Origin of the sequence: Chryseobacterium sp. MEBOG07 (assembly GCF_021869745.1) — a bacterium.
In the GTDB taxonomy this organism is placed as follows: Bacteria; Bacteroidota; Bacteroidia; order Flavobacteriales; family Weeksellaceae; genus Chryseobacterium; species Chryseobacterium viscerum.
Genome location: NZ_CP084579.1, coordinates 5022641 through 5049218 on the forward strand (window position 1 = coordinate 5022641; position 26578 = coordinate 5049218).

Genomic DNA, 26578 nt, shown 5'->3' on the forward strand with positions numbered 1-26578 from the left:
TTTTAAAAGGTTAAAGAGTGGCCTGAAGACCAAAAGTGATCGTTCTCATGGCAGGATATCTGTAATAGGTTGTCCCGTCCAAAGCCTGCTCAGGATCCATCCCTTTATGTTTATAGAAGGTCAGAAGGTTTTCTGCTTGGATATAAATTCTGAACTTTTTAAGTCCTATCTTCTCAAAATAATCATCAGGAAGTGTATATCCTAGACTCACATTTTTAAGCCTTGCATACGTTCCGGAATACAGGAATCTTGAAGATGTAGAGGTCCAGTTATTCGTTGTCGTACTCAATCCGGGAACATCTGTATTAGGATTCTCCGGAGTCCATCTGTTCATCATTTCGGCACTCCATGCACGTCCGCCGGCACTTCCGTTATGCATGATGGAAGTATAATCGTTATCCAAAATTTTTCCCCCGATTTTAAATGTCAGCAATCCTGAAAAATCAAAATTCTTATAATTAATGCTCGTGCTGATTCCTCCAGTCAGTTTAGGCAATGCAGAACCTTGCAGCAATTTTGTGGCTTTTGAATATTCTGACGTAGTTCCTTCCACTGAGTTTCCGCTGGCATCTGTAGTAACTGTTTTCCACAATGGTTTTCCATTGCTTGGATCTACTCCAACCCATTCCGGAATAAAGAAATCATACACAGAACCTCCTACTGTTAATAATTTTGTTCCAACAACAAGAGAACCCGCAGGTAACTTTGTTACTTTATTGTTTAAAGTACTCAGATTAACATCCACATTCCATTGGAAATCATCAGTTTTAATAGGTGTTGTGAATAGTGAAAATTCAAATCCTGTATTCTGGATGGTTCCAATATTGGCTGGATAATCACTGATTCCCAATGATGGTGCAACCGGCATATTGAAGAGAAGATCCTGACTTTTTCTTTTGAAATATTCGATATTCCCTTTAATTCTGTTATTCAGAATCGCAAATTCCAAACCTACATTTAAGTTAAGGTTGGTTTCCCACTTCACATTATTCGTAGACGTTTTTTCCAGTGTTGTTCCCGGTTCTCCACCAAGGCTGATAAACCGGTATAGCTCCTGATAAGCGTAATAAAGTGGTTGTCCGTTTGGTCGAAGTAATTTATCATTCCCCTGTCCTCCGTAGCTGGCACGTAATGTCAACTGATTGAAGACATTCAGGCTTTTAATAAATTCCTCATTTGAAATCTTCCATGAACCTCCTACTGACCAGAATCTCCCCCATCTGTTATCTTTCTCAAATCTTGAAGAACTGTCTGCTCTTCCTGAAGCTGATAGGAAATAAGTATTATTATAATCGTACTCTACTTTTCCAAGAAAACTCAATAAGCTTAGTTTATTACTGTTTCCACTGAAACTTCCTAATAAAGAAGCGGCATCCGGCTCATAATAGTAAGGCAATGAGAACTGGCTTCTCGTTCCTGAAATCGTCTGATAATCGTATTTATAGAATTCGTGTCCTGCCAAAACATTTACATGGTGCTTTCCAAATTTCTTATCATAGGTAAGAATATTACTGGTTGTATAAGAAAGCGTTCTGGCACTGCTTTTCGTCACCGAACCTCCAATTTCAGCACCTTGTCCCAGCAATGGATTTGAATAAAAATGTCCATAATAATTGACTAAATCCACAGAAAAACTTGACTTGAATTTCAACTCCGGTAAAAAGGTAAATTCCATGAATCCTTTCCCTGAGAAGTTATCTTCTTTATTTTCATTTTTATCCAGTGGCAGCGTTGCTGCAGCATTCTGGTTCTGAAGTGCATTCGTAGGTCTGTACTTCCCAAAATCATAAATTCTGTCTCCGGCAGCATCCAGCACAAATGATCCATCAGGATTTCTTTCATAATAAGGATAGAATGAAGGAATAAATCTTGCCGCATTGATGATATTGCTTGCTTTGGAATCTGAAGAAGTAGGTGCCTGCTGTACACTGTTTGTATAGCTTAAGTTCACCCCAACATTCAGCCATTTTTTCACTTCAGAATTGATCTTTAATCGGGTATTGTATCTTTTAAATCCTGATTCAATAGCCATTCCTTTATCATCCAGATAGCCCAGGGAAAAGAAATAATTACTTTTCTCACTTCCTCCACTGATATCCAGATCTACCTGATTTCTTGAAGCCACTCTCTGTAAGATGTCTCTCCAGTCGTCATTCCATAAAGGGGATGCACCAGGCAATAGCTTCCCGTCTGTTCCTACTGGTTTTGAATAACCTGTTCCGTAAGGGTTGATCCCAAGTGTAGAAACAAGATTGTCTGTCGCCATCTGGGCTGCCTGTTGAGAAGACACTTTGCCAGATTGATAACCGTTTCTCAATGCTTCCCAATATAATTGAAAATACTGATCTGTATTAACCTGTTCGTAATCTTTTACCGCTCTTCCTGAGAACCCCTGGCTGATATTAAAATTAACTTTCGCCTCTCCTTTTTTACCTGATTTTGTAGTAATAATGATAATCCCATTAGCCCCTCTTGAACCATACAATGCACTTGCTGTAGCATCTTTCAGAACACTTATAGATTCAATATCACTTGGACTGATAGAGTTCAGGTTTCCGTCAAATGGAATCCCGTCCACTACATATAACGGATCACTGGAAGCACTTATGGAACCAATTCCCCTGATTCGGATGGTAGAAACTGCACCTGGCTGCCCTGAAGCACTTGTCGTTTGAATCCCTGCAACCTGCCCTTCCAAAGCTTTGGTAATATTGGTGACAGGTCTGTTATTGATCTTATCGCCGGAAATGGTTGCTACTGAACCTGTATAGCTGTTTCTTTTCGCCTTTCCATAGGCTACCACCACTACTTCATCAATTTCTTTTTCATGGAGGCTATCTTTTTCGGCTTGGAATTTTGTGCATTTACATTGGTAATTCCCAGAAAAAATGCAGCAACCGGAGGTATCCAAGCTTTAGAATTAAATAAATATTTACTAATCATAATCAATTTTGTTTATCATATATTAAAAACTTACCCTTTGCAGAAAAGACAGCAAAGGGCATCGATAAATACGACAAACCAAATGCTTATTTTTCCTTTAAAGGCTGAACGTAACACCTTGCCTCTAGAGGTAGGTTGTCAAGATTTCACTGGGTCAGTTCCCTCCATCTTTCTTTATAAGCCGATCGAAATATGACTGCAAAGCTATAAAGTTTTAGTCTACAAAACAAGTAGACTTATATTTTTTCATGATAAATTTTTGAAAATTAACATAATATTTTAATAAAAGTCATTAAAATAGGGAGTTACATCCGTTATCACTTTCACAAACATGATAAATATCATTATCAATAATTCAATTGAGCATATTGTATGCTTTAATGAAATTTTTGACCATTAATTGAAAAAAGTTTTTAATTTTATAGGATGAAAGTTTTGATTATAAACGGTCCTAATCTCAACCTTTTAGGTACCAGAGAACCGGAAATCTATGGAAGCGTTTCTATGGAAAGCTATTTGGAAATTTTAAGATCCGAGTTTCAGTCTCATGAATTAAAATATTACCAGTCGAATATTGAAGGAGAGCTCATCAACAGGCTTCAGGAAGATGATTTTGATGCGGTAGTTATTAATCCCGGAGCTTTTACTCATTATTCCTATGCCATTGCGGATTGTTTAAAAAATATCCGAAAGCCAAAAGTAGAGGTTCACATCAGCAATATCTATAAACGAGAAGAGTTCAGACAGAAATCTGTGACAGCTGCCAATACGGATGCTGTTTTATCTGGCTTCGGAATGGATGGATATAGATTGGCTTTATTAAGCTTGAACTAATTTTCAGGAATTATTTTGCCAACTGATTCCACAGATTTTCAAAGATCATTATAGATAGTAAGAGAATAATTTATGAAGATAAAGGATAAGATTTATTGTAAAAACATTGGGATATATTCCGGGCAATTAACGAAAAGAAAATCTTATAGTATCGAAGAAATAAACACTGAAAATGTAAGGGTTCAGAATGATGAAGGAAGACTGAGATGGTATTCGAAATTTTATTTTAGTTTAAACAATCAACCAGAAATAATTTCTATTAACATAGATGATAAAATAGAAAATATTGAATCTGATGCCATAGAAGTAACTATTATGTTTTCCAACAAAGCAAAATATTGGATGACTTTCACTACTCCAACGTATTTAGATAAAATATTGGACGAAGAGTCTTATTTTTCTTCAAAACATTTTATGATCATAAAACATCTAACTGAAGAATCAATCAAATCAACAGTCATAAAACTTGATGAACACAATGAGTTGATTGAAAGTTGTAAAAAATATTAATAAAAAAGCCTCATCAATGATGAGGCTTTTCTGTATGTTGTATATAACTATTAGATAGTTTGTTCCTGCAATTGAGGTCCTGAAGCAATTAATTTCTTACCTTCTTCAGTATCACAATACTGCTCAAAGTTTTTGATATATCTTGAAGCAAGATCTTTTGCTTTTTCTTCCCATTCTGAAACATTTCCATAGGTATCTCTAGGATCTAAAATTCCTGTAGAAACGTTAGGCAATTCAGTAGGAATCTCAAGGTTCATGATCGGAACCTGAGTTTTAGGAGCATTATCGATAGAACCGTCAATGATCGCATCAATGATTGCTCTTGTATCTTTCAACGAAATTCTGTTTCCAGTACCGTTCCAACCTGTATTTACCAAATATGCTTTAGCACCGTGCTCCTGCATTTTACCGATCAATGTTTTAGAGTACATTGTTGGGTGTAATGTAAGGAAAGCTTCTCCAAATGCAGGTGAGAAAGATGGCTGAGGTTCTGTAATTCCTCTTTCAGTTCCGGCTAATTTAGATGTATAACCGCAAAGGAAGTGGTATTGAGCCTGATCTTCATTCAAGATGGAAACCGGAGGAAGTACCCCGAATGCATCTGCAGAAAGATAAACAATCTTCTTAGCATGACCTGCTTTAGAAGGCAATACAATTTTGTTAATATGATAGATAGGATAAGAAACTCTTGTATTTTCTGTGATAGATCCGTCTGTATAATCTGCTACTCCATTGTTCACAACAACGTTTTCAAGAAGTGCATCTCTCTTGATCGCTCTAAAAATATCTGGTTCTTTTTCTTCTGATAAGTCAATTACTTTAGCGTAGCATCCTCCTTCATAGTTGAATACTCCGTTATTATCCCAACCGTGCTCATCGTCACCGATAAGGTATCTCTTAGGATCTGCTGATAAAGTTGTTTTACCTGTTCCTGAAAGACCAAAGAATAAAGCTACATCACCTTTTTCTCCTACGTTTGCAGAACAGTGCATGGAAGCCATACCTTTTAATGGAAGATAATAGTTCATCATTGCGAACATCCCTTTCTTCATTTCACCTCCGTACCAAGTACCTCCGATGATTTGCAATTTTTCAGTAAGGTTGAACATAATGAAGTTCTCGGAGTTTAATCCCTGAGCTTCCCAGTTAGGGTTTGTTGTTTTAGATCCGTTGATTACTGTGAAATCCGGCTCACCGAAGTTTTCAAGCTCATAATGAGAAGGACGAATAAACATGTTTGTCACGAAATGTGCCTGCCATGCTACTTCAACGATAAATCTTACTTTAAGTCTTGTATCTGCATTTGTACCACAAAAAGCATCTACTACATAAATCTTCTTAGCTTCAGAAAGCTGGTTCATCACTAGTTCCTTACAAGAACCGAAAATTTCCGCTGTTGTAGGTAAATTTACTTTACCATCCCAGAAAATTGTATCTCTTGTAACATCATCCTGAACAATATATCTGTCTTTAGGTGAACGACCTGTGAAAATTCCTGTTTTTACTGATACTGCGCCCGACTCCGTAAGCTCAGCCTCCTCAAATCCTTGATTTTCAGGAGAAACTTCAGCCTGATATAATTCTTCATAAGAAGGGTTATACACTACCTCATAGTTTCCTTTAATCCCTAATTTCTCTAAATCCTGGATGATTTTAGTGTTTTTCATTTTACTTATATTTTCTATTTCTTTATTGACTGCAACAAAAATAATATTAATTATTTGTTAAAAGTGGTTTAAATATACTGATATAAGTCAGAATGACAAATAAAAAAACAGGATTGTAAAATATTGATTATAAATCAATTATATTTTCCCATTCGAAAATAGTTGTAAAACCTTTCTCCCAAAAATAGTCTTTAAAGCCCCCAAATTTGGCACTCATAACGAAATCTCCGCCCCATGCACCCAAACTTTTGACAAATGAGGGGCAATCTGAGAATATTTTTTCCTTAACTGTGAGAATTTCAAGAAAATCGGCAATTTTCCGCTCATGAATCATCATTAATTCGGAAAAATTTTCCAATTCACTGCATAACAATATTTTCTTTGTGATTTCTGAAAATTCGTTCACCAGTTCTGGAGACTTCTTTTTTGATTTATAAAAATTGATTCCTTCTCTACTATCCTGCTTTTGATTTAAGTGAATAAAGATCAGTTCATTTTTAAAGGAAGGATTAAAATCTACCTTTTCATAGTTGATCTCTGGTTTACTCTGAAAAAGAACCGCAGACTTTTCTTTCGCCACTGCGATATCATATCCACTTCCACCCAGACTGATTGTATTAAGATGAAAAGGATCAATTTCTGCCCATTCTGCAAGATTGTTCATTAAGGTAGAACTGCTTCCCAGTCCGTAATCTGCAGGAAATTGAAGGTTTGTTTTTAAATAGTAAGTAGAATTACTTTTGAATTTAGTTTCGGAAAGCTGCTGAACGTTCTTTAAGGTTTTTGTAATAAATTCAGCGCTTGATGGAATATTGGTTTCTAAGATCTGCCAGTTTTTATAATCAATAACAGCCTTTAACCATAGGATATTCTGATGATAGGCTTCCCAAATAATCAGGGATTTTTCATCGTCTTTTTCTTCAAAGAAAAACTCTTGTCCCAGCTTGGTAGGTACCGCTAAGACAAGAGCTCCGTCGATTGCGAAATATTCTGAAGTAAGCATAAGCTTGCCCGGTGAAAATATCGCGTTCATATTTTTTATTAGATAGCAGAAACTGCATCTACAGATCCGTCAATTTTTTTGATCAATCCCTGAAGGGTTTTTCCTGGTCCTACTTCTACGAAGTTCGACGCCCCATCTTTGATCATATTCTGAACAGATTGTGTCCACTTTACAGGACCTGTAAGCTGAGCGATCAGGTTTTGTTTGATCTCCTCAGGATTTGTTACTGCTGTTGTAGTAATATTCTGATATACAGGAATGGTTGCTTTTCTGAACTTTGTTTTTTCGATAGCTGCCGCCAGTCTCTCCTGTGCAGGCTGCATCAATGGTGAATGGAAAGCTCCGTTTACCGGTAACAACAATGCTCTTTTTGCTCCTGCCTCTTTTAGTTTTGTGCAGGCTTCTTCTACTGAAGCGGTCTCTCCTGAGATCACCAATTGTCCTGGGCAGTTATAGTTTGCCGGAACAACAATTCCACTGATCTGTGCACAGATTTCTTCAACCTTAGCATCATCTAGTCCTAAGATTGCAGCCATAGAACTTGGGTTGGCATCACAAGCTTCCTGCATCGCTTTTGCTCTTTCAGAAACTAACTTTAAACCGTCATCAAAGGATAAAACACCGTTGGCAACTAAGGCTGAAAACTCTCCTAAAGAGTGTCCTGCCACCATTTCAGCGCCAAGACCATTTACGGCTTTTAATGCTGCTACTGAATGTATAAATATTGAAGGCTGGGTAACCTCTGTTTTTTTAAGATCGGCGTCCTCTCCGCTAAACATAATGGAAAGAATATCGAAACCTAAAATTTCATTGGCAGATTCCATCAGATCTTTAATATCTTTTCTAGAATCATACAACTCTTTTCCCATTCCTACGAACTGAGAACCCTGCCCTGGAAATACAAGTGCTTTCATGTATTGAATTAAATATTATGCAAATATAACTATAATGTTAACAATATTCTTTTAAAGAGTCATAAATCATTTAAGGGACTAACCTAATTACTCGATAGCCTGTATTTACGTAAGCACCGTTCGCTTTAGATTTCACAAACTCAAATTTCGTAGCAAGCTGAGTCTGAACCTTATTCATCTGCTTAAAGATCTCTCCTTTTTTATTTTCTCTGGTTAACATGTCGTTTACTACATCAAAACCTACAATAGCATATTTTGGTGGAGTTTTACAGTATTTGCTTTTATAAGCAGCCAAAATCTCTTTTTCAAAATTACCGTCAGAATTGATTTTTCTATCCATCAGGTATACCAAGCTTGCCTGGCTCAGCTCATCAACTCTCTTCTCAAAAGTAGGAGAATAGAACATACTGAATGCCTTCACTCCTTGTGCCTCTTTAGAAATAGCAATAATTCTGTTGGCAAAAGCATCTCCTGCAGTATTGTCATCATTAGCCAAAACAGCAATAACCGGCGCAGACTGCCCAGTCATCATATTCTGATCTAACTGAATATCTGCCGGAGAGTTAACGATAATAATATTAGGATTTTTCACTGCTTTTTCAAGTCCAGCTTTGATGTAATTGGCATTTTCTTTTTTAGCATCTGCCACTACATATATTTTCTGGTCGGAATAAATTCCTTTTACTTCTTCTACAATCTTATCAGCATAGGTCTGATTGTTGGTTTCAACAATAATAAGATTGCTATAGTTATATAATTCCGGAGTGTTGGCAAATGGTGCTACAACCGGGATTTTCTGATTCTTTGTAAAATCAAGAACATCAATTACATTGGATTTAAAGAATGGCCCGATAATAAGATCTGTATTATCAGGGTTGATCTGCGTCAAAGAGTTTTTGAATGACGCTTCATTTCCTGAATCTACTACTTTAACATCCAATTTTTGCCCTCCTCTTGCATTTCTTTCAATAGCAAGTTTAGCTCCTGTCAAAAAGTCAAGTGCCATTGTTCTATATTGGGTTTCGTTTGTGCTGTACCCAAATGGAAGCATTAAAATCACACTAAGAGCATCGCCATTTTTCTTTATATAAGCAGCGTCCTGCTTTTTGATCTTTAAAACCATTCCGGTTTTTAATCCGTGCGAAAGGTCCGGGTTCAGAGCAATAAGCTCATCTATTGAAACCCCGAATTTATTAACAATGGAGAAAACTGTATCTCCCTGTTGAACAGTATAGGTCACATAATCATCTCCTACAGCAACATTGGAAGAAGGAGTTGATTTTTCGTTCCCAGAATCTATTTTTGCTTTTGGATTTACCGGTTCAGCAACTGCATCGGTATTTGTATGAGTATTGGATTTTTTTATTTTGATAGAATCACCAGGTTTAAGTCCTTTATCTTCCAATCCTGGATTTAAAGCAAAAAGATCTTGCTGGCTAATGCCAAACTGTTTGGTAATTCTGTAATAATTATCTTTAGACTGGATCACGTAAGATTCTCCTTCTACAGCATTGGTAACACTAGTAGGTGTAATCGTTGTTATTGTTTTTTCAACAACAGGTTCAGCATGTTTTTCTACTACTACGGCTTGTTGGTCACCACCATATTTTTTAATGCTGGCAAGAGGTAATGTTATCTCGTCTCCTATTTTCATGTGAGAATCCAATTCAGGATTCAATTTTCTCAAATCGGTTTCAGAAATTCTGTATTGTTTTGTGATGCCATACACTGTTTGTTTTGGCTGTAAAACAATTTTACCCAAAGAAGAAGCACTTGTGTTTGAAGTTACTTTTTCGGTAGGTGCCGTTTTGGTCACCACCGGAGTGGCAGCTTTCTCTGACTTTATTGTTAAAATATCTCCAATAGCCAGCTTGCCGTCTTTATGTTTAGGGTTTAGCTTCAGCAATTCATCTACAGTCATTCCATACTTTTTGGCAATGTTGTAAGGATTATCACCTTGCACAACCGTATGTGATTTCTGGGCTGAAACTCCCAAAACCATACATAAACTGGATAGAATAAAAAACCTCTTTATCATATTCGATACTTATAATTTACAAAAATACTTCTTTAAAATTAAATGGCAACAATTATTAATTTTGAATCTTGAACCACCATTTCTTCCAAACAATTTTCAAGCCACGAATAGCCATAATCTGAAAAGAATACACTAAAATTATACACTCTCTCCTGCCAGGTTTTGGCTGGGTGAACATCTAAAAACAGTTTTTCAAGTCTTTCCAGTAATTCATTCTGCTTTATTTTCTCGGCATGAAGCAGACGTTTTTTCATTCTTTTGAACGATTTCAGCTGTCGTACTTCTTCTGCCTTCACCATATTTCCAAAAGATTTCTCGGTAGTTTCTGCTGAAGCTTTCAACGCTGAAAAGCTGCTTACCAATACCTCTTCTTTCTCTTCCAGTAAATGTAAAATCGGATTGTCTTTTAAAATCTTCTGATTGGTCAATACTGTGAAATTCTGGAAAAAGTCCTCTATTTTAAGATCCAATTTCTCAATCTTTCCTAAGGTTTTTTCTTTCAGGAAAAGCATAGAGTTTCTCGGAATCAGAATAGGAAAAGGAATAGCAATTGTTGAAAAATAGTCTTTAAGCTCCAGCCAGTACATGATTTCGGCATTTCCGCCGATATATGCCAGGTTTGGCAGTATATTTTCCTGATACACCGGACGCATTAAAGCATTTGGACTGAATCTTTCAGGATGGTTTTCCAATTCTGCCAGTATCTGTTCTTCTGTAAACTGAATCGTTTTATCTACAATAACATATTTCTGTCCATCGAATTCAATTCTGTCTCTGGTTTCTGAAAGATAGAAAAGGTTAATCTCACGAGGATTTACCTGTACTTTTCCATATTTTTCAGTAAGAAAGTCTACTTTATTTTTAGACGTTTTCTGTAAACTGAAATGAAGAAGTTCATCTTTAAAAACCTCCTTCATTTGATTCTTAAGTTCCTTAGAATCTCCATCCAGAATGAGGAGTCCAAATTCTGAGAAAAGACGGTTGACAAGAATCTTTATCGCTTCAGTTAAAGTATTTCCTACTTTATAAGCCTCCTTCATCATTAAGATCAACTCGGTTCCGAAAATAGAATCTTTGAACTCTGTTTCAAATTCAGAGATAAAATAGGTATCACTGATCTCAATTCTGCCTACCGGACCTCCGGATTTTTCATTGGTTTCGTAATAATTATTTTCGGTTTTAAAATGGTTGATTTCAGCAAAATCATGATCTTCTGAAGCCATCCAATAGACCGGAACAAAATTAAAATCAGGGAAGTTTTCTTTCAGATAAGTACATGTCTTTATGGTCTGAAGAATTTTATACACAAAGAAAACAGGTCCCGAAAAAAGATTTAACTGATGTCCGGTTGTAATGGTAAATGTATTCGGAAGTTTTAGGTTCTCCAGATTTTCTCTTTGTTTTGAAGAAAGGGAAAGGTCTGAAAGCTGACCTTCGAATACATCTGATAAAGTATTTCTCTGCTCTGATGAGAAGGAATCTTTTTTCAGATGAATCTGTTGTCTGAAATGATCTAAGGAAAATGTATTATTTTCAAAACCCTCAATTTTCTGATTTAAAAAATCTTTTACCAGCTGAGGAATGCTTTCTATATCGTTAAATGATATTTTGTTAATTGTTTTCAACCTGTATCGTTTTTAGTTGAACAAATACCACACGATCCCGATGTTCAATCTGAAATCATATACCGGATAATGTGGAAATGCATATGCTTTGTTATTGGAAATAACCGTTCCTATCTGCTGACCTTCTATGAAAAAGAACATCTTTTTCACTTTCATATTGATATAAACATCAGCGATAGGCTGTCCTCCAATTGAAAATGAGTCTGCTCTGGGAAGAATATATTCGTTGAGAACAGGGAAATAATCTCTTGATGCAAATTTAGAGAAGTAATATATTTTAACTCCTGCCTGAATTTCAGCTGCCTTTTTGAATGCTTGTGTCTGGTAGAAGAAATTGGCTCTACCGATGAAACTCGGCATAGGAAGTAATTCTTTATTGGTTAAAGTATTCTGGAAGTGCACTCTTGTATTCAAATGAAATTTATTGAAGCTGAATGTAGCATCACCCCCGATCTGAGAGATATTCACAGAATTATCACTTTGCTTTGGAGCTCTGTTACTGTCAAAATAAGTATAGTTATCGATTCTGAAATAGTTGGCGAAAATTTCTGTTTTAAACCATTTCAGATTGATACTTCCTCCTATTTCCATTACAGACTGGTTCTTTGCATTTTCAAGATAATAATTGAAATTATTGTAAACCGAAGTATTCAATAAGTAATTAAATGAAGGATATGCGCTTTGGAAATTCACTTTAGCATTAACAAAATAATCTTTGATAGGTTCAAATTTCAGATTATTGGTTGTTTTAAGATAGCTTTTGAACTGGCTTCCGTTTGAAAATTCCAGGAATGAGTTCAATTGGATTTTATCCCAAAGTTTTACCTGTAGATTTCCTACAGCTCCGATTCTGCTTTCTTTAAGCTCACCAGGAAAAGGTACGCCATTAAGGGCAACAACATCTCTGATTCCTAATTTAATCATCTGATAACGTACTCCAGCATCCAGTTTAAATTTTTCATTATTAAAAATCAAACTTACTGTATTGCTTAAATTTTCGGAATATTTTTTTGTTGTCAGCGGGAAACCATTAACCAATTCTGTAGGTGCAGCATACCAATAAGGCTCCAGTGCTGTCTGGTTGTAATAATATTTATTCCCCTGATGAGAGATAATATGTCTGATACTGAAAGGAAACTTCCCTGAGTTGAACGGTGTAAACTGATGGCTCAGATAGTATCTCCTGTAAGCAAACTGTGAGCTTGAAGAAGCTAGATTTACCTGTGCATTTTGTCTGTTACTATAATTGCTGTCGCCACTTTGAAACAGATTATCCTCAGTAATCCCACCGCTTTCCTGATTGTTTATATTTTGGTGAAGATAATGAGCAAAGAGTTCATAGTTTCCGCTTTTTGAAATATAGTGTCCAGAGAATAAAGTATTGTTATTCGCGGACAATGAGTTTCTGTAAAGTCCCTGAGAACGAAGTCCCATATATTCAAGAGCAAAATTGAATCTTTTCCCAATATTTTGGGTGTAAGTAGATCTTAAAGCGGCCCCGTTTCGCAATGCATTATGATAAACAAATGTAGCGGTAGGTGTTTTTACATCATAGTATTTCACATCATTCGCTCCAATGATCATATAGGATTTGTTGGAAGGCAGTAAAGAAAGATTCTGCTCATCATTGACTTCAAACACAAGAGGATTGAATCCTGAGCCAATGTTGGCAGGTTGTACTCTTCCAAAGTTATCTTCATTATTTTGTTGTGAAAATATATACGTTTTATCAAAAGTCATTACGGTATCAAAAACTTTCTTTTCAGAAAACTGAGTCTGATACAGGTAATCATTAATAGTAGGTTTGAAAATTTTCAGGGAATCTTTTTTCCCGGAATCTATAACAAGAGTATCTTCTTTTTTGCGTTGAGGCTTGTTACCAGCCTTATTAACAACCTGAGCGTTGGCTACAAAACTTAAAGAGAAGAGTATGAAAAGGATGTACTTCATTATTCATTATTGTACAGCAAAAATAAGAAATAAAAGGACATAAAAAACCCCACAATAAATGTGGGGTTTGATATATTTTTCTTAGAAAAATTTTAGTTTTTCGATAAGCTAAATTTATATCCTGCAAGGCTTCCAAAAGAAAGGGCGGTAATATCTATATCTCCAGTACAGAAATTAACTCTACCAGTACCTTTTACAGCATAAATATCTGATGGCCCATAATTAAAAGGCTCATTAGAAGTAACTATAACCGAACCATCATCTGCAACCGTTACAAGCATATAAGCTGTAGCTGCATTCAAAAGACCAGGGTTGTTACTTGCTAATATCTTGAATTGATTAGCAGCAGGCCCTTTCTGAACAGGAACCTCATCACCTACTGAGTAATCTTTCCATGAGTCAACTTTCACTTTATATATTCCTGTAAATGGTGCAATAGTGAAAAGACATGCTTTAGTATATGTTAAAACATAAGTCTGATCAAATGTTGCATTAGCTACTGATGAAGACTGTAATTTAAACGTAATGACTCTAGGTTTTACTGTAGCTCCTGATTCAAGAAGTTTAACTTGAAATTTTGCGCTGATTTGACCAGCATTAACTGTTAAGTTTTGATTTACAATCTGGAAATCTACTCCTTCTACAGCTGTTGAAGTACTAGGATCAACTACCAATTTCACCTGTGCTGAACCAGACAGTGGATGAACTGTTCCAAATTCAACATCTACTGTTTTAGAACCTGTTCCCTCTGTCACAACAGCTTCTCCTCTTGTTCCCTTATTAAAGTGTAAATAAGAATCTCCTTCGTAAACCGCGGTTTCATCTTTACAACTGTTTAGGAAAAAAACAAAGAATGACAATATTAAAAATGCAATTTTTTCATAATCTCTTTATATTATTAAAAATTAATAACCCGGGTTTTGTTGGACATTAGGATTTGCATTAAGCTCATTCAATGGAATTGGCAATGTAAATCTATAATCACTAGCAGGCAATGTAAGCGGTAATGACTTGTTGTCATCATCATAAACATCTCTATCTACACCTACTCCAGCAGCAACACCCATTCTTTTTAAGTCTACATAACGGTGTCCTTCCAAGCATAGTTCTTTTCTTCTTTCTAAAAGAATATCTGCATATGCTTGCTGAGCTCCAGCATAAGAAGGCATAGGAGCAGCACCAGTTGTAGATCTTGCTTTTCTCACTTTATTGATATTATCTGCAGCCACTGCATAATTTCCTTGGTGAGCCGCTACTTCAGCTAAAATAAAATACATTTCTGATAATCTGAACATCTTGATGTCATTTCTTAAACGCATTGTAGCACTTGCAAGCTGCCCAGATTTTCCTGGATACTTGTTAATTACAATTATATCATCTTCTCTTGCGTTTGCTCCGTTAGGATAGAATCCATCAAATTTACTTGTATCATCTACAAAAACAGTACGACGAATATCATCTCCTAAACCAATTTGGCTATCAATAAGAGAAAATAACTTTCTACCCATATCGAAGTTTACGGAACCATCGATATCTGTAGAGTTGGTAGTCCAAAGACCGGCAATATTAGACCACGATCCCGTTGCACTGTTTGGCCTGTATAGAGACCAGATAATTTCACCTCTTGCTGTATCATTCCAAATGGTAGCATATGCTCCGGAAGCTGTTAAACTTAAAGCACTGGTACTAATAACCGCATCAGCATTAGCTTTTGCATTGGTATCATCACCTTTATAGTTATAATATCTTGCTGCAATCGCATTAATGGATGCTTTTTTATCAAAATAATGCTGAGCAGAAACCCCTGTAGAAACCGCAACTCCGTTATAGTTGGTAAGGGCATATTGCAAATCAGATTCAATCAAAGCAAAAATATCAGAGTTCTTTACTCTTGGTAATTTTGTGGTAAAAGGATCTGCCTGTTCAGTGCTAAGCATTACTCCTAAAGCATTAGGATCCTTCATATTTGTAGAAAAGTACGATTCCAGAGTAATATAAGCATACGCTCTGATAGCTCTTGCGTTTACCAGGATATTCGTGTATAAAGATTTATTAGCAGGAGTCAATGAGTTATAATTAACCAAAGCACTTCCTTTCAAAAGGATATTTACTTTATTGATAATGTTATAGTTACTCACCCATATACCCGAAACCTGGCTAGTTGTAGAGTTAAGTACGAATCTATGTGTTAAGATATCAGATGTACTTACACTGCTTGGTCCGTATCCAATTTCATCTGTGAAAAGAGAAGTAAAAAAGATCTCATTTGTTGGATTTACTGCAGGATACACACTTCCGTTAAGAAACTTCTGCATATCATCTACTGACTGAAAAGCAACATTTGCATCATTAATCTCCCCATCTTGGACAATTTCTAGTGCATCGTTACATGATGTCAGCACTAAGAAAAACGATAATATATAAAATACTTTTTTCATTTTAATAATTTTTTTAGAAATCAATTTTCACCCCTACTGTATACATTCTCGGGTTAGGATATACACCTAAATTAGTTCCTGTAATTGGTTCAGGATCGAAACCTCTCCATTTTGTCCATGTATAAAGGTTTTCCCCTTGTACATATATTCTAAGCCCTGTAATAGGCAGGTTCCGCAATTGCTCTTTTCTAAGCTGATATCCAATTGTTACGGATCTCACTTTTAAGAAAGAAGCATCTTTAAGGAAATAGTCAGAATCTGCTGTATATCCCCAGTTGGTCGCTCTTAAGCTTGGAGTATCAGAATTTGAATTCTGAGGAGTCCATGCATTTAATAAATCTGTTGACATATTTGAAGAACCAACAGCACTAGAGCCTAGTCCTTCAGGGTTTGCCAACCAATAAAGTGCATTATCGAATTTCTTAACTCCTTGCTGGAAAGTGAATAATCCGTCAAAGAAGAATCCTTTGTAGTTCGTTTCAAAACCAAAACTTCCTGCATACTTAGGAATAGGACTCACGTTAATGAATTGTGCATCTTCCACTTTTGGAGCCTCTGTAACTCCTCCGTCTTTAGAATAGAATAACAGGTTACCATTACTCTTGTTAACTCCGGCATACTTGTAAACATACCATTCATTCAGAGTATGACCAGCCATGGTAACAGTTGATCCCGGTTCTGGATCACCATAAATCTGATACTCATTAACTTTATTGTTGTTATAAGCACCATTCGCAAATACACTGAATGTAAGATCGTCAGTTTTTATAACATTATAACGTAATCCAAGTTCAATACCTTTGTTAGTCATTGATCCGTTGTTACCATTAATAGTATAAGAACCTGAAGAAGCAGAAGTTGGAATTGTACTGAATAGATTAGTTGTTTTCTTCTGGTACACATCAAGAGTACCTTCCAATTTATTATTAAGCAAAGTGAAGTCTAATCCAAGGTTGGCCTGAGCAACATCTTCCCATTGTATAAACGGGTTTCCGTAAGCAAAACCAAAACCAAGAGCGTTACCGTATCCTGTAGGAGAAGTATATAGATCTCTTACCACATTACTAGCTGTCAATAAGGGGTTTGAACCTGGGTTTGCTGCAATAATATTCTGGTTACCATTTGTTCCGTAAGAAGCTCTTAGCTTAAGAGTACTGAATGTAGATCCTTCCATAAAGCTCTCATGGTCGATATTCCATCTACCTGCTACAGACCAATACGTCGCCCATTTGTTTTCTCCAACAAATCGGTAAGAAGCATCTCTTCTTAATGTACCACTGAAACCAAATCTTCCGGCATAATCATAGTTAACAGTTCCAAAAACAGCTAATGTTCCTGCTGTAACTCTTGAAGCACTTACTGAAGGAATATAAGGAGATGTCGCTGTGTTATCAAACGGCACATATCCTGTACCTGAACCTGGTACATACGTTCTTGGATCTAATCCGTTTTGTGTTCTTGAAGTAGCTCTATAATTTACTTTATTATACTCCATGTTTACAGATGCATCCACAGAGTGCTCACCTAGTTTCCCACTATATAATAAAGACACTACGTTATTGATCGTTAAGTCTCTTGTTGTAGTTTGAGTTTCTGAACCTGTATACTTAGCCCCTGCTTGTGTTGCTAAAGCCAAATATGACCAAGGAGCTCTACCAGATACTCTATCACTTTGTCTGTAATCAATACCTAGTTTATTACCAATGGTAAAGTTTTTGCTAATAGCATAAGTAGCACCTAAGTTTGCACCGATAGATACCTGATCTACCATATTTGGAAGATTCCCTCTTGTTAGAAGGTTTTGTAATACGTAAATGTTGTTACCATTACTGAAATTGGTACCTATAGAATTAAATAACTGCTGCCCATTTGCATATTTAGTCGGAGACAAATATGGTAAGCCCATAAGAACTCCAAGAAGTGGGTTCTGTACAGAGTTATTACTAATTCCTGAAGTAGTTTCTTCTACTAATTCGTTTCTTCTTGAGAATGCAAGAGCAAGCTGTGAATTAACGTTTAACTTATTATCTTTAGATTTAGCCTGAACGTTTGATCTAACAGTAAATCTCTTGAAATCTGTAGTTGGTACTGCTCCACCTTGCTCCATATAACCGAATGAGTTATAAGAAGACACATTGGCACCACCTGTAGAAAGAGCAACATCATGAGATTGGAACATCTCTGGCTTAAAGAATTGTTTTTTCCAATCTGTATTTATCCCTTGAGCTAAAGCATCTTTAGCCTTAACATATTCTGAGTTAGTATCAGAGAATCCGTATAATTTCATAATCCCCATATACTGTTCAGTATTGGCAAGATTATATTTGTCAAGTGGTCTCAATGACATCCCTGTCATCCCTGTATAGGAAAGTTTAAACCCACTGTTATATTTACCTCTTTTTGTTCTGATAACTACAACCCCGTTAGCACCACGGTTACCATATACGGCAGTTGCTGCAGCATCCTTCAAAATAGTCGTTGACTCTATATCATTAGGGTTCAAGTTTCTATATTCTGAAGCATTCGATGGAATATCATCGATAACAATTAAGGCATCTGTATTACCATTAACAGAACTCGTACCACGAATCAATAAGCTAAATTTAGCAGAACCCGGGCTACCAGAACCACCGTTCATGATCACCCCTGGAGCTGACCCTTGTAAAGAAGTTAACATATTGACGTTTGGTCTGTTCTCGAAGAATACCTCTCCAACAGTATTAGAAGCAACAGTTGACTTAGGTTTTGTGATACTTTTTGAGTAACCTAGCAAAACTACTTCATCAATTGATGTTTCTTTTTTTACCGTGTCTTTTTTCTTAGTTGTTGTCTGCTGCTGCGCAATTACCATTCCTCCAAAGAAAAACAGCGCCCCAGCACTCAGTACACGTAATTTAACATTCATATTAACAAATTTTAATATATTTAATGGGCAAATATGTTAATAAATATTAACATCCACAAATTAAACTATTGTTTAATCTACTGTTTTTTTTAATGTTTCATTTAAAAATTACGCAAAATAAATAAGATTCATTAATGATAGACACATTTTATTCAATAAAAAATAATTTTTTCACTATCTGGATTCGCTTTAACAAATTATTAATAATGTAAAAAATATTATTTAGAATCATTATAAATTATTAGGATACAAAAATAAAAAAAACCACTTTATAAAAAAGTGGTTTTCACATATTTAGGATATATTTATTTCAGTTTCTTCTTGACAGCTACTTCTTCGTAAACTTCAAGAATATCTCCGACTTCTATATCATTATAGCCTTTTAGGTTCAGACCACATTCGTAGCCTTTTGTTACTTCTTTAACATCATCCTTGAAACGCTTCAAGCTTTCCAATTCACCGTCAAATTTAACAATACCATCTCTAAGAACTCTTACTTTTGAATTTCTGGCTACTTTTCCTGAAAGAACCATACATCCTGCAATTGTTCCAACCTTAGAAATTTTAAATACTTCTCTGATCTCAACATTACCAATTACTTGTTCTTTAATCTCAGGTGAAAGCATACCTTCCATAGCTTCCTTCACTTCTTCGATAGCGGCATAGATTACAGAATAGTTTCTGATCTCGATTTCCTCTCTATCTGCAAGGTCTTTAGCATTGGCACCAGCTCTTACATTAAATCCAATAATAATTGCATCTGAAGCCGCAGCTAAGTTAACGTCAGATTCAGTAATCTGTCCTACTCCTTTGTGAAGGATATTAACGTTAATCTCAGCAGTAGACAATCTCTGTAACTGATCTGATAATGCTTCAACTGAACCATCTACGTCTCCTTTAAGGATAATGTTCAATTCTTTGAAATCACCTAAAGCGATTCTTCTACCTAATTCTTCAAGTGTAGTATGCTTCTTAGTTCTGATGGAAAGTTCTCTCTGAAGCTGTTCTCTCTTATTAGCGATAGTTTTAGCCTCACTTTCATCTTCATATACTTTAAACTTATCACCTGCTGTAGGAGCTCCATCCAATCCTAAAATAGTTACTGGAATAGACGGCCCTGCTTCTGTAAGGTTTCTACCTCTTTCGTCAAGCATAGCTTTTACCTTACCATGGTTTTTACCTGCAACCACATAATCTCCCACTTTTAGAGTACCAGTCTGTACCAACATTGTGGCAACATATCCTCTACCTTTATCTAGTGAAGCTTCAATAACAACTCCTTGAGCATTTCTATCAGGATTAGCTTTTAAATCAAGCATCTCTGCCTGAAGTAATACTTTTTCCAATAGGACATCCATATTGTTACCAAATTTTGCAGAAATTTCCTGCGCCTGAACATTCCCACCCCATTCTTCTACAAGGATATTCATCCCTGAAAGTTGCTGACGGATATTGTCTGGGTTTGCACTTGGTCTATCTACTTTGTTCAATGCAATAATCATTGGTACACCAGCTGCCTGTGCGTGAGAAATTGCTTCTCTCGTTTGAGGCATTACATCATCATCGGCAGCAATCACAATAATTGCAATATCCGTGATTTGAGCACCTCTGGCTCTCATCGCTGTAAACGCTTCGTGACCAGGGGTATCTAAGAATGTAATTCTTTGTCCGTTTTCAAGTTTCACATTGTAAGCACCAATATGCTGTGTAATTCCTCCAGATTCACCTGCAATTACATTCGTTTTTCTAATGTAGTCAAGCAATGAAGTTTTACCGTGGTCAACGTGACCCATTACTGTTACAATTGGAGCTCTTGATGAAAGATCTTCTTCAGAATCAATAATATCTTCGCTATCATTTTCTTCAAGATCAGCATCTGAGAATTCAATTTTATAACCGAATTCATCTGCTACCAATAATAAGGTATCTGCTTCCAATCTTTGGTTCATGGTAACCATTACCCCAAGTGAGAAACATGCAGAAATCACTTCTGTTGGCGACACATTCATTAAGCTCGCTAATTCACCTACAGTAATAAATTCTGTAACTTTTAGAGTTCTGTCTTGTGCTTCAAGCTCTTGCTGACGCTCATCCTGCTCTCTACGGTAAGTTCTTTTGTCTTTTCTGTGTTTTGCGGATTTAGATTTACCTCCTTTATTAGTCAGTTTTTCTAATGTTTCCTTGATCTGATTCTTAACTTGTTCGTCAGTCAGCTCAACTGGCATAACTCTTTGTCCAGGTCTGTTGTTCTGAGGTCCTTTTTTGAATCCTCCACCTTGACCACCTGGGCGGTTTTGGTTATTGTTGTTTCCAAAACGGTTTCCACCACCTTGTCCACCTTGACCTGGAGGTCTGTTTCCTTGCCCTCCTTGACCCTGGCGATTTCCACCTTGTCCACCTTGACCCTGAGGTCTGTTTCCTTGGCCTTGTCCACCTTGGTTATTATTATTGTTATTTCCTGAGTTTTGATTATTCCCTTGACCTTGTTGGTTATTCTGGCCACCAGGTTTTTCAATTCTCTTTCTTTTCTTTTTTGCTCCAGCACCTGGTTTTGGCGCAAACTGAGTTAAGTCGATCTTTTCCCCAACGATCTTAGGACCGTCTAGTTTTTGATATACTGTCTCAATTTTTTGCGGTTCCTGAGATTCAGGTTCAGCTACTACTTTTGGAGCTTCCACTTTCTTCTCCACTACAACAGCTGGTTTTGGAGTTTCTTTTATTGGTTCCACAGATTTAACTTCTTCTTTTTTCTCCTCCATTTTTGGCTTGTCTTTTTTTACAGGTCTGTTTCTAGATTCTATTTGAGACAAATCAATTTTATCCAAAACCTTGAATTCCTGCTTTTCAGGAACTGCTTTTACTTCCGGTTGTTCTTGTTTCACGATTTCGTCTTTCTTTTCTTCAACCGGTGCCGCAACAGGAGTTACAGGAGCTGCAGAAGCTTCTTCAACTTCAGGCTTCTTAGGTTCTAAATCTATTTTACCTAAAATTCTAGTTTCTGGTTTATTTGCTTTAGCTCTTATCACTTCAGGGGTTTTCTTTTCTTCAATTTCCAGTTTTTCTTCCGGAACTTTAGTGATCACCACCTCATGGGAAGCCTTTCGTTGTTCGCCATCTTTAGCAAACTCAGCTTCCAATGCAGAATATGCCGATTCTTCCAATTGAGCGTTAGGATTGCCTTCAACCACGAACCCCCTTGATTGTAAAAATTCTACTAATCTGGACATCGAAATATTGAATTCCTTAACCGCTTTATTTAATCTAATTTTTGGCATCTATATTATTTACTGTTTTTAATTTTTAAAATTAAAGTATTTCCTTTTTACTGTTTATTAAAATTTATTTAAAATTTTAATCTTCAAATTCTTCTCTCAGAATACGCTTAACATCTTCGATTGTTTCTTCTTCAAGGTCAACCATATTAAGAAGACTTTCAGTTTCTTTATCCAATACTGATTTTGCAGTTGTAAGTCCTACTTTCTTAAACTCATCCAAAATCCACTGCTCGATATCATCGTTAAATTCTCTCAAATCAACGTCATCATCCTCGCTGGACTCTCTGTATACATCAATCTCATATCCTGACAGCCAAGAAGCCAGTCTGATATTCTGTCCTTGTTTTCCAATTACTTTAGAAATCTCTTCAACAGGAGTATATACTAATGCATAGTTTTGTTCCTCGTTGATGTCAATTTTATTGATGGTAACATTTCCTAAAGCTCTCTTCACCAAAATCTCAGGGTTTTTAGACCACTGAATAACATCGATGTTTTCATTTCTCAATTCTCTTACAACTCCATGAATTCTGGATCCTTTTACCCCAACACAAGCTCCTACAGGATCAATTCTATCATCATAAGCATCTACTGCAATCTTCGCCTTCTCACCAGGAATTCTCACTACTTTTTTCAGCATGATTGTTCCATCCTGGATCTCAGGAATTTCCAGCTCCAATAACTTCTCAAGGAATTTAGGTGCAGTTCTGGAAATAATAATCTGTGGTTTAGAACCTTTAAAATCTACTGTCTCGACAATAGCTCTGATATTCTCACCCTTTTTAAAGAAATCGGATTGGATCTGGTTTTCTTTTGGTAAAATAAATTCATTCCCTTCATCATCCAACAAAATCACGTGCTTATGACGGATGTGGTGGATTTCCCCTACAACTATTTCTCCAATTTTATCTCTAAACTGCTCGTACAGCATTGCATTATTGTGCTCCTGTAATTTTGTAGCCAGAATCTGCTTAAGGGTAAGAATATTTCTTCTCCCCAATTGTGCAACAGGAATTTCCATTGTAAAGTCCTCACCTACTTCGAAAGTAGGATCAATCTTCTTTGCTTCAGAAATTTCAATTTCCAAATCATCATCTTCAGACATTTCGTCCTCTACAATTGTTTTATTTAAAAATATCTGAAAATCTCCTTTATCCGGGTTTACAATCACATCAAAATGATCATCTGAGTCAAATCTTTTTCTCAAAAGAGTTTTCAGTGAATCTTCAATAATTGCCATAAGATCAATCTTACTGATCCCCTTTTCGTCTTTAAAATCACCAAAGGATTCAATCAACGCTATATTATCCATCTATTCTTTTTTCTTTTAAAATTTAATTATTACTAATGCTTTTTTGATCTCAGAGTAAGCAATCTCTTTCTCCTCTTCCACATCTACTTTCCCTTTCCCGATGTCTTTCGGTTTACGGTAACGTAAAATAAGTGTAATCTTCTCATTGTCTACTTTCGACAATTCTCCTTCAATCTTGGAAGAATCCTCCAGCATCACTTCAATCTCTCTTCCGATATTTTTACCGAACTGTCTGGGTGTGGATAATGGCTCGCTCAATCCGGCAGACATCACCTGAAGGCTAAAGTCATGCTCTTCACGATCCATATTAAATTCTATCGCACGGCTTGCATCAAGACAATCCTGCAGAGAAACTCCGTTATCACCATCTAAAATCACCGTAATATCATCCCCTGCAGAAAATTTAAGATCAATAAGAAACATATCTTTTCTGGTCTCAAGGAATTCATTTAACAATTCTTCAATTCTTTGTCTAAACTCCATATATTTTTTATCTTGATTTACAGTACGAAAAAAGGCTTTCTTGCGAAGCCTTCCCATTTTTTCCGTAAATCCAATGCAAATATACGCTTTTTTTCTAAAAATGCAAAATTATCTTAAGTATCAAGCAAATAGCGTCAGATTCATTTACAATAAATTAAAGGAATATGTCACAGGATTTTTATTACTTTTGTCTTTAGAATTTAAAAACAAACATTTTGAATATAACGATTGTAGGAACAGGTTATGTAGGGCTAGTTACAGGCACTACCCTCGCAGAACTTGGCAATTCAGTATACTGTGTTGATATTGATGAAAAAAAAGTAGAAGGTCTAAAAAACGGCATTGTTCCCATCTATGAGCCGAACCTTGAAGAAATGTTTTTGAGAAACATTCAATCTGAAAGATTATTTTTCACTACGAACCTTAAAGAAGCCTTAGACAAAAGCGAAGTGATCTATCTGGCACTGCCTACACCTCCTGGTGAAGATGGTTCTGCAGATTTATCTTATGTACTTCAGGTAGCCAATAATATTGGGGAATTAATGACTGAATACAAAGTTATTGTCAACAAAAGCACCGTTCCTGTAGGAACTGCAGATAGGGTAAGAGAAGCCATCTCTTCCAAAACAAATATCCCTTTTGATGTGGTTTCAAATCCTGAATTTTTAAGAGAAGGTTTTGCCGTTGAAGACTCTATGAATCCCTCAAGAGTAGTCGTAGGCGCCAGCTCGGAAAAAGCAAAAGACATCATGTCTAAAATTTACCAGCCTTTTACCAATACAGGAATCCCAATCATCTTTATGGATGAGAAGTCCTCGGAACTTACAAAGTATGCAGCGAACTCCTTTTTAGCGGTAAAAATTACCTTTATGAATGAAATTGCCAACTATTGCGAAAAAGTAGGTGCAGATGTGGATAAGGTAAGACTCGGAATGGGTAGTGATGACAGAATAGGCCACAGATTCCTTTTCCCGGGAATCGGATATGGAGGAAGCTGTTTTCCAAAAGACGTAAAAGCTCTTATAAAATCCGGAAAGCAGGAAGATTTCAACTTTCAGATTCTTGAAGCCACAGAAAATGTAAATACTACTCAGAAAGTAATTTTGGTTTCAGAAATTGAAAAATATTTCGGCGGAGACATTAAAGGTAAGAAAATTGCAATGTGGGGACTTGCTTTCAAAGCGAATACTGACGACATCAGAGAAGCTTCATCTTTGGACAACATTGCTCTTTTACTGGAAAAAGGTGCAGAAATTGTAGCATATGATGCTGTTGCAGAAAATAATGTTCAGAAACTTCTGGGTGACAAAATACAGTACGCCAAAGGAATGTATGATGCATTGGAAGATGTGGACGCTCTATTTATTGCTACAGAATGGCCGGAATTCAAAAACCCAAACTTTGAGCTTATGGCAAGAAAAATGAAGAACAAAGTTATTTTTGACGGCAGAAATATGTATCCATTGGAAATCCCTGAACAAAACGGATTCCATTATAAAAGTATAGGAAGAAAGACCATCTCAAAATAAATAAATGAAAAATATTATCATTACAGGAGGTGCTGGATTTATCGGCTCCCATGTTGTAAGAGAATTTGTAAAAAACAATCCGGATATTACAATTATCAATCTTGACGCCCTTACTTACGCCGGAAATCTGGAAAACTTAAAGGACATCGAAAATGAACCCAATTATGTTTTCGAGAAGGCAGACATTACCCAGCCTGAAGAACTTAGAAAAGTTTTTGAAAAATACAATCCGGATGCTGTAGTGCATTTAGCCGCAGAAAGTCATGTAGATAGAAGCATTACCGATCCTATGGCGTTTATCAATACCAATGTGAACGGAACGGCTAATCTTTTGAATCTTTGTAAGGAATTCTGGACATTAAATCCTGAACATACTCACGGCAGATTCCCTGATGAAAAAAGAACAAACCTTTTCTATCATATTTCTACAGATGAAGTATATGGAAGTTTGGGAGAAACAGGATTCTTTTTAGAAACAACATCATATGACCCTCAATCTCCGTATTCTGCTTCAAAAGCAGCTTCTGACCATTTGGTAAGAGCTTACGGAAATACATACGGAATGCCGTTCATCGTATCGAACTGTTCCAACAATTACGGTCCCAATCATTTTCCTGAAAAGCTGATCCCACTTTGTATTTCAAATATTATCAATGAAAGGCCTCTTCCTATTTATGGAGACGGAAAATACACCAGAGACTGGTTATTTGTCATTGATCACGCGAAGGCGATTCATCAGATTTTTAACGATGCAAAAACCGGAGAAACTTACAATATCGGAGGCTTCAACGAGTGGCAGAATATTGATCTTGTCAAAGAACTGATCAAACAAATGGATGCTAAACTGGAAAAGCCTGAAGGTTATTCTGAAAAACTGATCACTTTTGTAAAAGACAGACCTGGTCATGACAAGCGTTATGCTATTGATGCAACAAAATTGAACAAGGATCTAGGCTGGAAACCATCAGTAACTTTTGAAGAAGGTTTAGGAAAAACTATAGACTGGTATCTTGAAAATAAAGAATGGCTAGAGAATGTGACTTCTGGAAATTATCAGGATTACTATAGCAAACAATACAGCTAAACATCCAGCTATTGAGGAAAAGACAATCCGTAAAATAGCAAAAGAAAATCAACTTAGTAACACAAAAG

At 36.2% G+C, this 26578-nt stretch carries 17 protein-coding genes and 1 riboswitch; of the genes, 4 read left to right on the plus strand and 13 right to left on the minus strand.

All coding sequences use genetic code 11. From position 1 onward, the window contains the following. Positions 1-10: 10 nt before the first annotated feature. On the minus strand, positions 11-2911 hold the full coding sequence (locus LF886_RS23190) for a SusC/RagA family TonB-linked outer membrane protein (RefSeq protein WP_236851985.1): 2901 nt from the start codon (positions 2909-2911) through the stop codon (positions 11-13). 115 nt (positions 2912-3026) lie between these two features. Beyond that, positions 3027-3126: riboswitch (SAM riboswitch) on the minus strand. 243 nt (positions 3127-3369) lie between these two features. On the opposite strand from LF886_RS23190, the gene LF886_RS23195 reads away from it, so the two are divergent. Together LF886_RS23195 and LF886_RS23200 are read left to right on the plus strand one after the other, a co-directional pair. Beyond that, positions 3370-3777 carry a type II 3-dehydroquinate dehydratase gene (locus LF886_RS23195; protein ID WP_109737779.1) on the plus strand — a complete coding sequence of 136 codons (408 nt, stop codon included), beginning with the start codon at positions 3370-3372 and terminating at the stop codon, positions 3775-3777. A gap of 72 nt (positions 3778-3849) precedes the next feature. After that, the gene (locus LF886_RS23200; RefSeq protein WP_236851986.1) at positions 3850-4287 is read left to right on the plus strand and encodes a hypothetical protein; all 438 of its coding nucleotides are present in this window, start codon (positions 3850-3852) and stop codon (positions 4285-4287) included. Between the two features lie 50 nt (positions 4288-4337). On the opposite strand, the gene pckA is transcribed toward LF886_RS23200, so the two are convergent. The 12 genes from pckA to rimP all read right to left on the minus strand — a co-directional run bounded on the left by pckA (position 4338) and on the right by rimP (position 23897). Beyond that, positions 4338-5954: a phosphoenolpyruvate carboxykinase (ATP) gene (gene pckA, locus LF886_RS23205; protein WP_124532305.1), complete on the minus strand. Its 1617-nt coding sequence runs from the start codon at positions 5952-5954 to the stop codon at positions 4338-4340. A 127-nt stretch (positions 5955-6081) separates the two neighbouring features. Then, positions 6082-6987, minus strand: a complete 906-nt coding sequence (locus LF886_RS23210) for a GYDIA family GHMP kinase (RefSeq protein ID WP_124532307.1) — start codon at positions 6985-6987, stop codon at positions 6082-6084. Positions 6988-6995: 8 nt separating this feature from the next. Continuing rightward, positions 6996-7871 carry an ACP S-malonyltransferase gene (gene fabD, locus LF886_RS23215; protein ID WP_236851987.1) on the minus strand — a complete coding sequence of 292 codons (876 nt, stop codon included), beginning with the start codon at positions 7869-7871 and terminating at the stop codon, positions 6996-6998. Positions 7872-7941: 70 nt separating this feature from the next. Then, a complete protein-coding gene (locus LF886_RS23220; protein WP_236851988.1) occupies positions 7942-9909 on the minus strand; it encodes a LysM peptidoglycan-binding domain-containing protein in 1968 nt (655 codons plus the stop codon). A gap of 38 nt (positions 9910-9947) precedes the next feature. After that, positions 9948-11534: a bacillithiol biosynthesis cysteine-adding enzyme BshC gene (bshC, locus tag LF886_RS23225; RefSeq protein ID WP_236851989.1), complete on the minus strand. Its 1587-nt coding sequence runs from the start codon at positions 11532-11534 to the stop codon at positions 9948-9950. Between the two features lie 12 nt (positions 11535-11546). Then, the gene (locus LF886_RS23230; protein WP_236851990.1) at positions 11547-13484 is read right to left on the minus strand and encodes a putative porin; all 1938 of its coding nucleotides are present in this window, start codon (positions 13482-13484) and stop codon (positions 11547-11549) included. A gap of 92 nt (positions 13485-13576) precedes the next feature. Next, positions 13577-14344, minus strand: a complete 768-nt coding sequence (locus LF886_RS23235; RefSeq protein ID WP_236851991.1) for a DUF4843 domain-containing protein — start codon at positions 14342-14344, stop codon at positions 13577-13579. 45 nt (positions 14345-14389) lie between these two features. Next, positions 14390-15922, minus strand: a complete 1533-nt coding sequence (locus LF886_RS23240; protein ID WP_236851992.1) for a RagB/SusD family nutrient uptake outer membrane protein — start codon at positions 15920-15922, stop codon at positions 14390-14392. A 13-nt stretch (positions 15923-15935) separates the two neighbouring features. Further along, complete coding sequence (locus LF886_RS23245; protein WP_236851993.1) at positions 15936-18827, minus strand: SusC/RagA family TonB-linked outer membrane protein; 2892 nt, start codon at positions 18825-18827, stop codon at positions 15936-15938. Between the two features lie 305 nt (positions 18828-19132). Further along, entirely contained in the window at positions 19133-22102 is a 2970-nt protein-coding gene (infB, locus tag LF886_RS23250) for a translation initiation factor IF-2 (protein WP_236851994.1), read from the minus strand. A 76-nt stretch (positions 22103-22178) separates the two neighbouring features. Further along, positions 22179-23414, minus strand: coding sequence for a transcription termination factor NusA (gene nusA, locus LF886_RS23255; RefSeq protein ID WP_236851995.1), 1236 nt, complete (start codon positions 23412-23414; stop codon positions 22179-22181). A 15-nt stretch (positions 23415-23429) separates the two neighbouring features. After that, a complete protein-coding gene (rimP, locus tag LF886_RS23260; RefSeq protein WP_236851996.1) occupies positions 23430-23897 on the minus strand; it encodes a ribosome assembly cofactor RimP in 468 nt (155 codons plus the stop codon). A 215-nt stretch (positions 23898-24112) separates the two neighbouring features. Here rimP and LF886_RS23265 point away from each other — a divergent pair, with 215 nt between their 5' ends. Beyond that, positions 24113-25426, plus strand: a complete 1314-nt coding sequence (locus tag LF886_RS23265) for a UDP-glucose dehydrogenase family protein (protein WP_236851997.1) — start codon at positions 24113-24115, stop codon at positions 25424-25426. Positions 25427-25430: 4 nt separating this feature from the next. Beyond that, positions 25431-26510 (plus strand): dTDP-glucose 4,6-dehydratase, encoded by a 1080-nt coding sequence (rfbB, locus tag LF886_RS23270; RefSeq protein ID WP_236851998.1) that lies wholly within the window; start codon positions 25431-25433, stop codon positions 26508-26510. Positions 26511-26578 lie beyond the last annotated feature (68 nt).